Source organism: Polaribacter irgensii 23-P, from assembly GCF_000153225.1.
GTDB classification, from domain to species: Bacteria; Bacteroidota; Bacteroidia; order Flavobacteriales; family Flavobacteriaceae; genus Polaribacter; species Polaribacter irgensii.
The window spans coordinates 553,842-567,913 of record NZ_CH724148.1 but is presented as its reverse complement, the minus strand read 5'-3'; the positions used below and the strand labels follow the sequence as shown (position 1 = coordinate 567,913).

The 14,072-nt window shown below is 34.9% G+C and carries 12 protein-coding genes and 1 pseudogene; 10 read left to right on the top strand and 3 right to left on the bottom strand.

The window, feature by feature from the left end:
• Positions 1-15 precede the first annotated feature (15 nt).
• Together PI23P_RS02520 and rpsO are read right to left on the bottom strand one after the other, a co-directional pair.
• The gene (locus PI23P_RS02520; protein WP_004569152.1) at positions 16-2,256 is read right to left on the bottom strand and encodes a polyribonucleotide nucleotidyltransferase; all 2,241 of its coding nucleotides are present in this window, start codon (positions 2,254-2,256) and stop codon (positions 16-18) included.
• A 182-nt stretch (positions 2,257-2,438) separates the two neighbouring features.
• A complete protein-coding gene (rpsO, locus tag PI23P_RS02515) occupies positions 2,439-2,708 on the bottom strand; it encodes a 30S ribosomal protein S15 (protein ID WP_004569150.1) in 270 nt (89 codons plus the stop codon).
• Between the two features lie 493 nt (positions 2,709-3,201).
• Between rpsO and PI23P_RS02505 the strand changes: the two genes are divergently transcribed.
• From PI23P_RS02505 to PI23P_RS02470, 8 genes and pseudogenes are all read left to right on the top strand, one after another.
• Entirely contained in the window at positions 3,202-4,029 is an 828-nt protein-coding gene (locus PI23P_RS02505) for a prephenate dehydratase (RefSeq protein WP_004569149.1), read from the top strand.
• Positions 4,026-5,168 (top strand): pyridoxal phosphate-dependent aminotransferase, encoded by a 1,143-nt coding sequence (locus PI23P_RS02500; RefSeq protein ID WP_004569148.1) that lies wholly within the window; start codon positions 4,026-4,028, stop codon positions 5,166-5,168. The genes PI23P_RS02505 and PI23P_RS02500 overlap by 4 nt, the downstream gene beginning before the upstream one ends.
• Positions 5,165-6,016 carry a prephenate dehydrogenase gene (locus PI23P_RS02495; protein WP_004569147.1) on the top strand — a complete coding sequence of 284 codons (852 nt, stop codon included), beginning with the start codon at positions 5,165-5,167 and terminating at the stop codon, positions 6,014-6,016. The genes PI23P_RS02500 and PI23P_RS02495 overlap by 4 nt, the downstream gene beginning before the upstream one ends.
• A gap of 20 nt (positions 6,017-6,036) precedes the next feature.
• Complete coding sequence (locus PI23P_RS02490) at positions 6,037-7,119, top strand: bifunctional 3-deoxy-7-phosphoheptulonate synthase/chorismate mutase type II (protein ID WP_004569146.1); 1,083 nt, start codon at positions 6,037-6,039, stop codon at positions 7,117-7,119.
• Between the two features lie 129 nt (positions 7,120-7,248).
• Positions 7,249-8,214 carry a ribosome small subunit-dependent GTPase A gene (gene rsgA / locus PI23P_RS02485; RefSeq protein ID WP_004569145.1) on the top strand — a complete coding sequence of 322 codons (966 nt, stop codon included), beginning with the start codon at positions 7,249-7,251 and terminating at the stop codon, positions 8,212-8,214.
• Positions 8,215-8,259: 45 nt separating this feature from the next.
• Positions 8,260-8,670: pseudogene (gene dtd, locus PI23P_RS02480) on the top strand (D-aminoacyl-tRNA deacylase).
• 23 nt (positions 8,671-8,693) lie between these two features.
• On the top strand, positions 8,694-9,413 hold the full coding sequence (locus tag PI23P_RS02475; RefSeq protein ID WP_004569143.1) for a tRNA threonylcarbamoyladenosine dehydratase: 720 nt from the start codon (positions 8,694-8,696) through the stop codon (positions 9,411-9,413).
• A gap of 73 nt (positions 9,414-9,486) precedes the next feature.
• Positions 9,487-10,119: a YceI family protein gene (locus PI23P_RS02470; RefSeq protein WP_004569142.1), complete on the top strand. Its 633-nt coding sequence runs from the start codon at positions 9,487-9,489 to the stop codon at positions 10,117-10,119.
• A gap of 204 nt (positions 10,120-10,323) precedes the next feature.
• Here PI23P_RS02470 and PI23P_RS02465 read toward each other — a convergent pair whose 3' ends face one another.
• Positions 10,324-10,779, bottom strand: coding sequence for an Lrp/AsnC family transcriptional regulator (locus tag PI23P_RS02465; RefSeq protein WP_004569140.1), 456 nt, complete (start codon positions 10,777-10,779; stop codon positions 10,324-10,326).
• A 150-nt stretch (positions 10,780-10,929) separates the two neighbouring features.
• Between PI23P_RS02465 and PI23P_RS02460 the strand changes: the two genes are divergently transcribed.
• Complete coding sequence (locus PI23P_RS02460) at positions 10,930-12,129, top strand: aminotransferase class I/II-fold pyridoxal phosphate-dependent enzyme (RefSeq protein ID WP_004569139.1); 1,200 nt, start codon at positions 10,930-10,932, stop codon at positions 12,127-12,129.
• A 216-nt stretch (positions 12,130-12,345) separates the two neighbouring features.
• Positions 12,346-13,815, top strand: a complete 1,470-nt coding sequence (locus PI23P_RS02455; protein WP_004569138.1) for a Na+/H+ antiporter NhaC family protein — start codon at positions 12,346-12,348, stop codon at positions 13,813-13,815.
• Positions 13,816-14,072 lie beyond the last annotated feature (257 nt).

The window sequence follows — 14,072 nt, the reverse complement described above, 5'->3', positions numbered from 1 at the left end:
TAATTAGAAATGAAATTATTCTTCTTTTCTAGGTTCTCTTGGCTTTCTGTCATCACGTCCGCGAGTATCTCTGCTTCTGCTATCGCGTCCAGCAGGACGTTTATCATCTCTTGGCGGTCTTGCTACATACCCTTCTGGTTTTTCTAACAAAGCCTTTCTAGAAACTTTTTCTTTACGAGTTCTAGGATCTAAACCAAAGTATTTTACATCTAAAATATCTCCCATTTTCACAACATCAGAAACATTGTCTGTGCGTTCCCAAGCCAATTCACTTACGTGTAATAAAACCTCATTTCCTGGTGCTTCCACATATTCTACAACCGCTCCAAAATCTAATATTTTAATTACTTTCACTTCGTAAGCACTTCCAACTTCAGGTTTGAAAAGCATCGACTCAATACGTGCGATTACCTTTTCAATTCCTTCTGGGTCTGTTCCTAAGATTTCAATAATTCCTTCTTCAGTTACAGCATCTTCAGTAATTACAATTGTAGTTCCTGTTTCTTTCTGTAATTCTTGAATGTGTTTACCACCGGGTCCTATAAAGGCTCCAATTAGTTCGTTAGGAATACGTCTGTTAATCATTTTAGGAGCGTATTCTTTAACCTCTACATTCGCAGTAGAAATGGTTTCCGTAATTTTTCCTAAAATATGTAAACGACCTTCACGTGCTTGCTTTAGTGCATTCACTAAAATTTCATATCCTAAACCTTTTACTTTAATATCCATTTGACAGGCAGTAATTCCTTCAGAGGTACCCGTTACTTTAAAGTCCATGTCTCCTAAGTGATCTTCATCTCCTAAGATATCAGATAAGACAGCATATTTTCCAGATTCAGCGTCAGAGATTAAGCCCATTGCAATACCAGATACAGGTCTAATCATTTGAACACCGGCATCCATTAATGCCATTGTACCAGCACAAACAGTTGCCATAGAAGAAGAACCATTCGATTCTAAAACTTCAGATACCACTCTTACTGTATATGGACAATCGGTAGGAATCATTCCTTTTAATCCACGTTGTGCTAAATTTCCGTGTCCTACTTCTCTACGAGAGGTTCCACGAATTGGTCTTGCTTCACCTGTACAAAAAGGAGGAAAGTTGTAGTGTAAATAGAAATTTTCTTCACCTTCGAAGGAAGGCATGTCTATTTTATTTGCATCTCTTGATGTTCCTAGCGTAACGGTTGCTAAAGCTTGTGTTTCTCCACGTGTAAAGATTGCAGAACCATGAACAGATGGTAAGTAATCTACCTCTGACCAAATTGGTCTAATTTCGTCTGTTTTACGACCATCTAAACGCAACCCTACATTTAAGGTCAAGTCTCTAATGGCAGCTTTCTCTGCTTTGCGATAATAATCTGAAACTAAACCACCATAATCTGCTAATTCTTCTTCAGTAAAAGTAGCTTTTATAGCTGTTTTTATTTCTTTAAAAGCAGCAGTTCTCTCGTGTTTTGAAGATCCAGCTTCTGCGATGGCGTACACTTTATCGTATGCCATATCATGAACCCTTTTCTCTAACTCTTTGTCTTCTCTTGCCTTTTCATATTCGCGAACTTCTTTCTTTCCAAATGCTTCTGCTAACCTTATTTGAGCTGCACATTGAACTTTGATAGCTTCATGTGCAAACTTAATAGCGTCTGCCATTTCTTCTTCAGAAATTTCATCCATCTCACCTTCAACCATCATTACAGAATCAGCGGAAGCTCCAATCATCATATCGATGTCAGACTCTGCCAATTGCGCTCTTGTTGGGTTGATGATAAATTTACCATTGATACGACCAACTCTTGCTTCAGAGATTGCACATTCAAAAGGAAAATCTGATAATTGAATCGCTGCTGAAGCTGCTAAACCAGCCATTGCATCTGGCATTACATCTTCGTCATGAGACATTAATTGAATCATTACTTGTGTTTCTGCAGTATAGTCTTTTGGAAATAACGGACGTAATACACGGTCTACTAAACGCATGGTTAATACTTCACCATCACTTGGTCTTGCCTCTCTTTTGAAGAAACCACCAGGATACCTTCCTGCAGCTGCAAATTTTTCTCTGTAATCTACCGTTAAGGGCAGAAAACCAAGATCTTTTTGTTCATAATTGGAAACAACTGTACACAACATCATACATTTTCCCGACTGCACAACAACGCTACCATGAGCTTGTTTTGCTAACTTTCCGGTTTCAATAGAAATTTCTCTACCGTCCCCAAGGTCTATGACCTCTCTAAATACTTTTGGAATCATAAATTTTTAATGCTAAAATTTTTAATTTGTTTGTTGTTGTGTTGTCTTCCGTTGTTGCAATGGAAATACAGAATTATTGTTGGTAACTCTGGCTTTTTATAAGTTACTGATTTTGTTAAGATCAGATTTTAAATTTGTTGTAAAAAAAAGAGGTGCGTTTATAGCACCTCTTTTTTTAAAAATTATTTTCTAATTCCTAAATCTTTGATAATCGCACGATATCTGCTGATTTCAGTTTTCTTTAGGTAATCTAATAAACTTCTACGTTTACCTACCATCATTACTAATGAGCGCTCTGTGTTAAAATCTTTACGATTTTTCTTTAAATGCTCAGTTAAATGGCTAATTCTGTGCGTGAATAACGCGATTTGACCTTCTGATGAACCGGTGTCGTTTTTACCTTTTCCGTGTTTTTCAAAAAGAACTTCTTTTGCTTCTTTAGTTAAGTACATGCCAATATTATTTAAATGATTTTTATGTATTTCAATAAATTTTTCATTGAAGCTGCAAAGATAGTATTATTTTCTAATTTACGAATGATTTTACAGAGATATTATGTTCGATTAAGAACTGTTAAACAGCATTTAAGGTGTTTTAAAAGTGCATTCGCTTTTATTAATATGCCGCTCTTTTTTGATATGTTTGATTGATTTTCAAATAATTAAAGAAATCTATAAATCTTTCTATTTTTACCGCTGGTATTTTAGGAAATCGTTAATTCTTTTATAATAAGTTAGAGATCGTTTGTTTCTTTCAATTTAAACATTAATTTTGTTCTTTATCAAAACAGACATTCATGTTAAATACTACTTGTGCACGTTTCTATTATTTCTTTTACTTTTTTAGTAAAAGCAGAGACTTTGTATCATGTTGTTAAGAAACATTCATCGCATAGAAAGTCTCGAATTTAATTCGAGACTTTTTTTTTGAAATTAATTTATAGTTATGAATAAACGGGTTGCCATACAAGGAGCAGAGGGTTCAAATCATCACAAAGTCGCTAGGGACTTTTATGGTCCTTCCATTCAATTGATAGAATGCATGTCATTTGACGCATTGGTTTCTTGTTTATTAGACGGCTCGGCTGCATTTGGTATTATGGCAATAGAAAATACGATTGCAGGTTCCATTATTCCGAACTATGCACTTATAGATTCGAATAATCTGCACATTATTGGTGAGGAATATTTAAATATTCACCATCATCTAATGGCGTTAAAAGGGCAACAAATTTCCGGTATTAAAGAAGTTTGGTCGCATCCAATGGCACTGTTACAATGCAAAGAATTTTTTAAAAAACATCCACATATTAAGTTGGTGGAAGATACAGATACTGCAGAGGTAGCAAAAAGAATTTCTAAAGAAAATTTAATGAGCATCGCTGCAATTGCTCCAAAAATGGCAGCAGAAATTTTTGATTTGGTTATTCTTGAGGATGAAATTCAAACCATAAAAGAAAATGCAACGCGGTTTGTAATTGTGCAAACAGCGGTGCCTACAAATGGAGTTGACCAAATTAATAAAGCCTCTTTAAAATTTCAGCTAGACCATAAGAGAGGAAGTTTAGCGGCAATTTTAAATGTATTAAGTGATTGCAAAATGAATTTAACTAAAATTCAGTCTTTACCAGTAATTGAAACACCTTGGAAGTATTCCTTTTTTGTAGACATAACTTTCGATAATTATAGAGAATACGAGAAGGCGATGACAATTATGGCAATTATGGCCGAAGAATTCAAGGTTTTAGGAACCTATAAAAATGGTAGAAAATGATCAAAGCTGCAAAAAGGTTAGCAACCGTCGAAGAATATTATTTCTCTAAAAAGCTAAGGGAAGTTAGAAGTTTAATGGCTTTAGGGAAGCCAATTATTAATATGGGAATTGGTTCTCCAGATTTAGCTCCACCATCGCAGGTGTTAACTGCAATTCAGGGCAGCCTAACGGATGCAGGTGCGCATAAATATCAATCATATCAGGGTTTGCCAGAATTGCGAGTGGCGATTTCTAATTTTTACAAAGAAAAATATAGTGTCGCTGTGAATGCAGAGGACGAAATATTACCATTAATGGGAAGTAAAGAAGGAATCATGCACATTTCCTTGGCTTTCTTAAATGAGGGAGATCAGGTGTTAATTCCGAATCCTGGATATCCAACCTATACCTCTGTTACGAAATTAGTGGGTGCAGTACCCCTTTTTTATAACTTAAGTGCAGCGCATAATTGGCAACCAAATTTTGAAGAACTGGAATGTCAAGATTTATCTAGTGTAAAAATTATGTGGGTAAATTATCCAAATATGCCTACCGGAACTAGCGGAACCTTAGAAATGTTTGAGAAATTGGTTGCTTTTGGTAAAAAACATCAAATTTTAATCATCAACGACAATCCCTATAGTTTTGTTTTAAACGACAATCCTATCAGTATTTTACAAGCAGCAGGAGCAAAAGAAATTGCGTTAGAATTAAATTCGCTCAGTAAAACTTTTAATATGTCGGGTTGGCGCGTGGGGATGGTTTTAGGAAATTCTGAATATATTAATGAAATATTAAAAGTGAAAAGCAATATGGATTCTGGCATGTTTTATGGAATCCAAAAAGGAGCAACACAAGCGTTAGAATTACCCAACGATTGGTTTGTTGCTCAAAATAAAATTTATAAAGAACGCAGAGACTTAATTTGGGAATTGGCAGATAAATTAGGGACAACTTATGACAGAGAGGCTACGGGCTTATTTGTATGGGCAAAAATTCCAGAAGGAAAGCGATCAGAAGAAGTAACAGATACTATTTTATACAAAAATGATATTTTCATCACTCCCGGAACTATTTTCGGATCACAAGGAGAAGGTTACATTCGTTTTTCATTGTGCGTGTCTGCAGAAATAATTAAGGAAGCAATATCGAGGCTATGAAAAAAATATACATGATTGGAATTGGTTTAATTGGTGGTAGTTTTGCCATCGATATTAAAAAGCATTTTCCAGAAGTTGTTATTTATGGAATCGACACCAACGAAAATCATTTAAATAATGCGAAAGAATTAGGTGTTATTGATGAAAAAGCAACGCTTGCGGATTTAGAAAACGCAGATTTAGTTATTGTTTCAATTCCTGTGGATGTGACTGTGACGTTATTGCCAATTATTTTAGATAAAATTTCTGAAAATAGTTTGGTAATAGACGCCGGTTCAACAAAAGAAGCAATTTGTAAAGCGGTTGAACATCATCCTAAAAGAAGAAATTTTTTAGCTTGCCATCCAATTGCAGGAACAGAAAAGTCTGGGCCTACAGCTGCGATTTCTGGTTTGTATGTTGGGAAAACAAATATTATTTGCGAAGTAGAAAAGACAACTTTCAAGTTGCAAGAGAAAGCATTAAACCTTTTTTCGACTATTGGAATGCGTATTCGATATATGGATCCTGTTTCCCATGACAAGCACATTGCGTATGTTTCGCATCTCTCGCATATTAGTGCATTTATGTTGGGAAAAACAGTCATTAATAAAGCAAAAAACGAACGTGATATTTTCGACATGGCGGGCTCTGGTTTTGAATCAACCGTTCGTTTGGCAAAAAGTTCACCTGCAATGTGGACCCCAATTTTTAAACAGAATAAGGAAAACGTAATTGAAACGTTGGATGCATACATTAATAATTTAAAGCGTTTTAAAGAGTTGATGGAACGAGATAATTTTTCTGAAATTTTTAACGAAATGGAGAATACAAATTATATTAAACAAATTTTAAACGGCATAAAGTAAAAGCCAAAACAAGTAAAAAAATGGAGAATACAAAAGAATTAAGAACATGGTTGGATGCTATGAATTTAGAGCATCCTCTAGTAATAGCAGGGCCTTGTAGTGCAGAAACCGAAGAACAAGTTTTAAGAATTGCACACGAACTAAAAGATTCTGATGTAAATTATTTTAGAGCAGGAATTTGGAAACCAAGAACAAGACCTGGAATGTTTGAAGGTGTTGGTGAAATTGGTTTGCGATGGCTAAAGAAGGTAAAGGCAGAGACAGGAATGAAAACCTGTACGGAAGTTGCAAACGCAGCGCACGTAAAATTAGCAATTGAGAATGATGTGGATTTGTTGTGGATTGGTGCGCGTTCTACCGTTTCTCCATTTATCATGCAAGAAATTGCAGATGCTTTGGCAGGAACAGATAAAATTGTTTTGGTTAAAAATCCAGTAAATCCAGATCTAGCTTTGTGGTTGGGGGGAATTGAAAGATTATATACCGCAGGAATCAAGAATCTAGGAGCAATTCACAGAGGTTTCTCTACATATGAAAAAACAAAATATAGAAATACTCCTGAATGGCAATTGGCTATAGAGTTTCAAAATAAATTTCCAGATTTACCTTTAATCAACGATCCTTCGCATATTACAGGGAAAAGAGATATGATTCTTGAAGTTTCCCAAACAGCTTTAGATTTGAATTTTGATGGGTTAATGATTGAAACTCATTTTGATCCAGACAATGCTTGGAGTGACGCTGCGCAGCAAGTAACGCCAGCCGCGTTAAAGCAGATCATGGAAGATTTAAAAGTTAGAAAAGAGACTAACACAGACGAGGCATATAAAAAAGCTTTGGATAATTTACGAGCTCAAATTAATGTAGCGGACAACCAGCTAATAGAATTGTTAGGAAAGCGAATGAAAGTAGCGAATCAAATTGGTGTTTTAAAGAAAGATAAAAACGTTGCTGTTTTGCAGTCTAAACGTTGGAATGAGATTCTTGGAAATATGATTCTTGAAGGTGAAAGTAGAGGTTTAAGTGAAGAGTTTGTTTTAAAAATGTTTAAAGCAATTCACCAAGAGTCGATCAATCATCAAGAGAAAATTGTCAACGCATAATTTTGTAAGCTTGTTACGACAAAAATACCTTCAAGTTTTTAAAAATTTGGAGGTATTTTTTTACGATAAACTAAAAATCACTAGAATCTCAAATCTAATTTTTATTTAAAATTCTGCATCTTTGCACCAATGATAGGAATCGTATACAAATCTACAGGAAGTTGGTATCAGGTAAAATCTGATAATGGTCAATTTCATTCTTGTAGAATAAAAGGAAAATTCAGAATTACAAACATCAAAAGCACCAATCCGATTGCGGTTGGAGACAAGGTGGCATTTGATTTGGAAAAGAAAGGAGATGAAGAAGTGGGTGTCATTAAGACCATCTTAGACCGCGATAATTTTATTGTCAGAAAGTCGGTAAACCTTTCAAAGCAAACACATATCATTGCCTCCAATATAGATCAGGTCTTTTTATTAATCACAATTAACAATCCACCAACTTTCACAACATTTATAGACCGATTTTTGGTTTCTGCAAGAGCCTATCGGATTGAAACAGTCCTGATTTTTAATAAAATAGATTCGTACGCACTTGAAGAACGTGCCGAAATTATGTATTTAAAAGATATTTACGAGGCAATTGGGTATCGATGTGAAGAAGTTTCTGCGACTCAAAATAAAAATGTAGCAACGATTAAACAAATAATGACTGGCAAAACTTCGATGTTTATTGGGCACTCAGGAGTTGGGAAATCTACTTTAGTAAATGCTATTGAACCGTCTTTAGATTTAAAAACAAAAGAAATTTCTGACCAACACAACCAAGGAAAGCACACGACAACTTTTGCAGAAATGTTTGATTTAAGTTTCGATGCACGGATTATAGACACCCCAGGAATTAAAGGATTTGGTGTTGTAGATATTGATAAATACGAATTAGGGGATTATTTCCCTGAATTTTTTGCCCTGAAACGAGACTGTAAGTTCAATAATTGTTTGCATACAAAAGAGCCAAATTGTGCGGTAAAAGAAGCATTGGAAGAAGAGCGTGTTTCTTGGTCACGTTACAAAAGTTATCTCCAGATTTTAAGTGGCGATGAGGAAAAAGAGCATTTTAGAACGGATATTTGGGACGAAGAAGACAACGAGTAATAGAGGAAGGTTGTTCTTCAAAGAGTTTCAGCAGCAAGTGTAACCATTCAAAAATGAGAAAGTCGCTAATATTCAAAAAGGACTGCTCGTTTTGTCGGTATTTCTGAGGAAGATGCGCAAGAAGATATTAATTTCCTGGTCCGAAAAATACTACATCTTAGAATTTTTAGGGATGAAAATGGCGAGATGAATACCGCGTTAATTGCGCGGAAAGGAGAAATACTAGTGGTCAGCCAATTTACGCTTCAAGCGGAAACAAAAAAAGGAAATAGACCCAGTTATACAAAAGCCGCAAAACCAGATATTGCCTTTCCTTTGTATGAAAAATTTATACCAACATTAGAAAAGGAATTCGATAAAAAAGTTCAAACAGGAGTGTTTGGGGCAGATATGAAGGTGGCTCCCGTAAATGACGGACCTGTAACCATTGTAATGGACTCTAAAAATAAAGAATAGATGTTTAAAAGTATTTATAGTAAATGAGTTGGTTAGAACGCACCACTTTATTGGTGCAAGACGAGGGTTTAGAAAGGTTGAAGAAAGCAAATGTTTTAGTGGTGGGTCTTGGCGGTGTAGGTTCGTATGCAGCAGAATTTATAGCAAGAGCTGGTGTGCAAAAAATGACCCTTGTAGATGGAGATTTTTTTGACGAAACGAATAAAAATAGACAATTAGCTGCGTTGGATTCGACAATCGGGCAATCGAAAGCAAAAGTTTTAGCTGCCCGTTTACAAGACATCAATAAAGACATTCAAGTTAAGGTTTTGGAAGAGTTTTTATCTCCAGAAAGAGCTTACGAAATTGTTACGAAAGAGTTTGATTATGTGCTTGATTGTATTGACAGTATTACTCCAAAAGTCAATTTGATCGTGGCGGCAAGGAGAAAGAAAGTCAAGATTATTTCTTCCATGGGTGCAGGTGGAAAGTTAGATGCAACCAAAGTTAAGGTGAAAGATATTTCACAAACCAAAAATTGTACGATGGCAAGAGTTTTGCGAAAACGGCTAAAAGAGCGCAAGGTGAATAAAGGAGTAAAAGCAGTGTATTCAGAGGAAATGCAAATTTCAGAAAGCGTTCAAATGACGGATGGAACAAATTTTAAAAAGTCATATTACGGCACTATTAGCTATATGCCAGCTGCATTTGGTTTGCAGGCTGCAGCCTATGTTCTTAATTTTCTCTTAAAAGATAAAAAATAGTTTCCATGGGAAATAAATAAATAGTACCTTTGACTTTAAGAAATAATATGAATAGTATTTAATCAGAAAGCATATGAAAAAAATAATTTTATCACTCGTAGTGGTTGTAGCCTTGTTAACGGCTTGTAAAGAAAATAAGAAGGACAAAGTAGAAGCGAAGGAAGCAGTGAAGGTAGCAATGGTTGCAGCGTTAGATAATGTAGACGTGGAAAGCTCTGTAATTACTTGGAAAGGAGCGAAACCAACAGGAACTCACGATGGAACAATTTCATTAAAAGGAGGCTCTTTAAATTTAGAAGAAGGAAAATTAATAGGAGGGTCTTTTGTAATAGAAATGGCAACCATGAAAAATTTAGACTTGGATGCAGAAAGTGGAGCGAAATTAGTAGGGCACTTATCGGCACCAGACTTTTTTGATATTGCAACCTATGCAACTGCTAAATTTGTAATTACAAGTGTAGTAGAAAACGAAAATAATTTATCAGTTACAGGAAACTTAACGGTAAAAGACATTACAAAAAGCATTACAATTCCTGCAATGTTGGTAACTGAAGGAACCGTAACGACTTTTAAAAGTGAGAAATTTAATGTAGATAGAACAGATTTTAACATAAAATATGCTTCTAAAAAATTCTTTGACAACTTAAAAGATAAGTTTATCGATGATATGATTGAATTTTCATTCTCAGTAACCACGAAAGCATAACGCAATGCGCGTATTTTTTTAAATAAATAAAAACTAAAAAGCAGATCTATATGAAACAAAATAAAGCAGGCAGACCTTGCGGATGCGGATTAACACAAGATCCAAACGGAAATTGCGATGGTTCACACGCAAAAAAATAAGGAAATTCTTTAGACTTTCCTAAAAATTTTACAAAACCCAAAACGAAAGTTTTGGGTTTTATCGTTACACGTGTATCGCAGTGGTGTTTTTTACTTCTTCAATGGCAAAAGTGCTGTGTGTACTGCCAATATATTTTATGGTTGTTAATTTTGTGAGCATAAAATTTCGATACGCTTCCATATCCTTTACGTATATCTTTAGAATGTAATCATAATCACCACTGACATGAAAGCACTCAGAAACTTCTTCTAATTTTAAAATTTCACGTTCAAAAGTAGTTACGTATTCTTTGGCATGCTGAATCAATTTTAAATGGCAAAAGACTAGAAAAGACTTTTCGATTTTATTTTTATTTACAATGGCTACATACTTTTGAACTACTTTTTGGTTTTCTAATTTTTTTACGCGCTCATAAATAGCGGTTACAGAAAGGTTTAATTGCAGAGACAATTGTTTGGTCGTCTGTTTGCCGTCTTGTTGTAGTAAGTTGAGAAGTTTCTTGTCGGTAGTGTCTAGCATTGTGATTTTCTAAAAATTTAAATTAAAGGCCTTTTTTTTAGTTTATAAATTTAATAAATGAATCTAAATTAGGTAAATAATCTATAATTTATACATTATATTGATTATTTTTCTAATTATTTGTTGTTTTGTTTTATAAAAACGAAGATTATGAAATTCAATCCAGCAGATAATATTCAAGACGTACAGTATTTTGGTGAGTTCGGTGGCGTAAACCCATCGATTTCAGACTCCTCTACGTATACCTTTATGTCGGCAAATACAATGCGTGATACTTTTGAAGGAAATACAGATGGCTGTCATTTGTATGCGCGCCATACAACCCCTTCAAATTTATATTTAGGAGCCGCTTTGGCAGCTATGGAAGGCACAGAAACAGCCAATGTAGCAGCATCAGGTATGGGGGCCATTACGCCAGTTTTACTACAATTAGTAGGTGCTGGAGAACACATCGTTTCTAGCCGAACAATTTACGGAGGAACGTATGCATTCTTAAAAAACTTTACGCCAAGGTTGGGAATTGAGACCACTTTTGTAGACATTACAAAACATCAAGTTGTGGAGGCAGCTATTACGAAAAAGACTAAAGTGTTGTATTGTGAGTCGGTAAGCAATCCCCTTTTAGAAGTTGCAGATATTATCGCTTTGGCCGCTTTGGCTAAAAAATACAATTTAAAATTAGTCGTAGACAATACGTTTTCTCCTTTGTCAATTTCACCAGCAAAATTAGGTGCAGATATTGTGTGTCACAGTTTGACTAAATTTATAAATGGTTCTTCAGATACCGTGGGAGGTGTTGTTTGTGGAACGCAAGAATTTATCAATAATTTGCGAAGTGTAAATGATGGAGCAAGCATGCTATTAGGGGCAACCTTAGATAGCTTAAGAGCGGCATCAGTCTTAAAAAATATGCGGACTTTGCACATTCGAATGAAGCAACATAGCTTGAATGCTTCCTTTTTGGCAAATAAGTTTGAAGCAGATGGCTTAAAGACAGTATATCCTGGATTGCAATCACACCCTTCTCATGCATTGTTTAAATCCATGATGAACGCTGAATTCGGTTTTGGAGGCATGTTAACTTTAGATGTGGGCTCTTTAGATAAGGCGAACGCGCTAATGGAGTTAATGCAATATAAAAATGTGGGCTATTTGGCAGTAAGTCTTGGTTTTTATAAAACTTTGTTTTCGGCTCCCAGAGCTTCTACATCGTCAGAAATACCAGAAGAAGAGCAAAAAGTAATGGGGCTTTCAGAAGGATTAATTCGTTTTTCTATTGGCTTAGACAATGATATTTCAAGAACATATAAGCTTATGAAAGGGTGTATGAAAGAAGTTGGAATTTTATAAGAGGTTAGAAAAGTATACCAGCTGTTTTTTGTAATAATTTTATTTTTAGTTCGCACTTAGTGGAAGATATTTTGTTGTTAATTGTAATTTCTATTTTGGTATTTTCTTTTAAATTTAAGCTGAAAATTCTATGAATATTACAGGAAGGGCGCCAAATCTATTTGCATAACATCGTGTAAAAGCGTAACATTACCATATCTAAACAAATAATAAGGAATGCAAGACAAAAACAAGCCTTCAGAAATACAGATTGAAGACCAAAAAGTGACAGGTAATAAAGAATTAAACTTATTAGAATCCCTATCGCCTGTTTTAATCCTCATGTCCTTATTAGCTTACAATATCTTTTTTGTGGAAGGCCAAGAGTGGTTTGGTGGGTATACAAATCAATATATTTTATTGATGGGAGGTTTGGTTGCTGCCGTTGTTGGTTTTTTGAATAAAGTGCCCGCATCTAGAATGATTTTTGAAGTTTGGGAAAATTGGAAAAGTATTTTTGTTCCAATCATGATTTTGTTTTTAGTAGGAGCTTTGGCCGGAACTTGGCTAGTTAGTGGTATTATTCCTGCGATGGTCTATTACGGATTACAAGTACTAAGTCCAGAAATATTTTTACCGGCATCTGTGGTGATTGCAGCTATTATATCCATAGCGACAGGAAGCTCATGGACGACATCAGCTACGGTGGGTATTGCTTTAGTAGGGATTGGAAGTGCTTTAGGAATTCCAACAGGGATGATTGCTGGAGCGGTAATTTCAGGAGCTTATTTTGGAGACAAAATGTCGCCACTATCAGACACTACAAATTTAGCACCCGTCATGGCAGGTACAGATTTGTTTACACATATAAAATACATGGCAATCACGACAGTGCCAACCATTATCGTAACGTTGATTGTATTTGCTATTTTAAGCAGTACCATAGATACCACTGGGAGTTCAGATATTAGCGACTTATTAGCCTCTATAGACAATACATTTTATATTTCACCTTGGTTGTTTTTAGTTCCAGGAATTGTAATAGGAATGATTTTAATGAAAACAAAACCGTTGATAGCGTTAGGAACAGGGGTGCTATTAGCAGCAGTTTTTGCATTTATTTTTCAAAGTGACGTTCTGGCAAGCTTGTCAGATTCCAATTTTAAATCTATCATCAATGCTGTTTTTATAGACACCAACATAACAACAGATAATGAGAAGTTATCAGAATTATTTTCATCTGGTGGAATGAATGGAATGTTGTGGACCATATTTTTAATTATTTGTGCCATGGTTTTTGGTGGTGTAATGGATGCCATTGGAGCATTGTCAAAAATTACGAAAAGTTTATTGTCAGTTGCGAGTTCAGTCTTTGGCTTGTTTGCAAGCACTGTTATTAGTTGTTTAGGATTGAATGCAATTGCATCAGACCAATACTTAGCAATTGTAATTCCTGGTAAAATGTTTAAAAAAGCATATGAGGACAAGGGTTTAGCACCAGAAAATTTGAGTAGAACTTTAGAAGATTCGGGTACCGTAACCTCCGTTTTAATTCCTTGGAACACTTGCGGGGCTTATCAATCTAGCGTGTTGGGTGTTTCTGTTTCAGATTATTTTGTGTATGCTATTTTTAATTATCTAAGTCCGTTTACTACCTTGCTATTTGCCGCTTTAAATATTAAAATTAGGCAGTTGGTAAAAAAATAAGTTTCTATATAATTCTGTTGATATTAATTACTTAAAATGGATTTTTATATTAGATCAGTCGAATTTTTAAATAAGAAGAAGAAGACGATAATGAAATAGCTGAGAAGTATCTCTAATAAAAAATTAAGGAAACCTTACAAAGCTAAATGAGATTGTTAAAAGAAAAACTTAAACTGTTTAACAGCAATATATGTTTGAGTCTTAACTTAAATTTAGGTATGAGCACAACGCGTTTTTTTGGACAAATACAATGAAGT

Excerpts from the sequence above, each read along its gene's own strand:
- PI23P_RS02520 (WP_004569152.1), bottom strand. The coding sequence starts at position 2,256 with ATGATTCCAAAAGTATTTAGAGAGGTCATAGACCTTGGGGACGGTAGA.
- rpsO (WP_004569150.1), bottom strand. The coding sequence starts at position 2,708 with ATGTACTTAACTAAAGAAGCAAAAGAAGTTCTTTTTGAAAAACACGGA.
- PI23P_RS02505 (WP_004569149.1), top strand. The coding sequence starts at position 3,202 with ATGAATAAACGGGTTGCCATACAAGGAGCAGAGGGTTCAAATCATCAC.
- PI23P_RS02500 (WP_004569148.1), top strand. The coding sequence starts at position 4,026 with ATGATCAAAGCTGCAAAAAGGTTAGCAACCGTCGAAGAATATTATTTC.
- PI23P_RS02495 (WP_004569147.1), top strand. The coding sequence starts at position 5,165 with ATGAAAAAAATATACATGATTGGAATTGGTTTAATTGGTGGTAGTTTT.
- PI23P_RS02490 (WP_004569146.1), top strand. The coding sequence starts at position 6,037 with ATGGAGAATACAAAAGAATTAAGAACATGGTTGGATGCTATGAATTTA.
- rsgA (WP_004569145.1), top strand. The coding sequence starts at position 7,249 with ATGATAGGAATCGTATACAAATCTACAGGAAGTTGGTATCAGGTAAAA.
- PI23P_RS02475 (WP_004569143.1), top strand. The coding sequence starts at position 8,694 with ATGAGTTGGTTAGAACGCACCACTTTATTGGTGCAAGACGAGGGTTTA.
- PI23P_RS02470 (WP_004569142.1), top strand. The coding sequence starts at position 9,487 with ATGAAAAAAATAATTTTATCACTCGTAGTGGTTGTAGCCTTGTTAACG.
- PI23P_RS02465 (WP_004569140.1), bottom strand. The coding sequence starts at position 10,779 with ATGCTAGACACTACCGACAAGAAACTTCTCAACTTACTACAACAAGAC.
- PI23P_RS02460 (WP_004569139.1), top strand. The coding sequence starts at position 10,930 with ATGAAATTCAATCCAGCAGATAATATTCAAGACGTACAGTATTTTGGT.
- PI23P_RS02455 (WP_004569138.1), top strand. The coding sequence starts at position 12,346 with ATGCAAGACAAAAACAAGCCTTCAGAAATACAGATTGAAGACCAAAAA.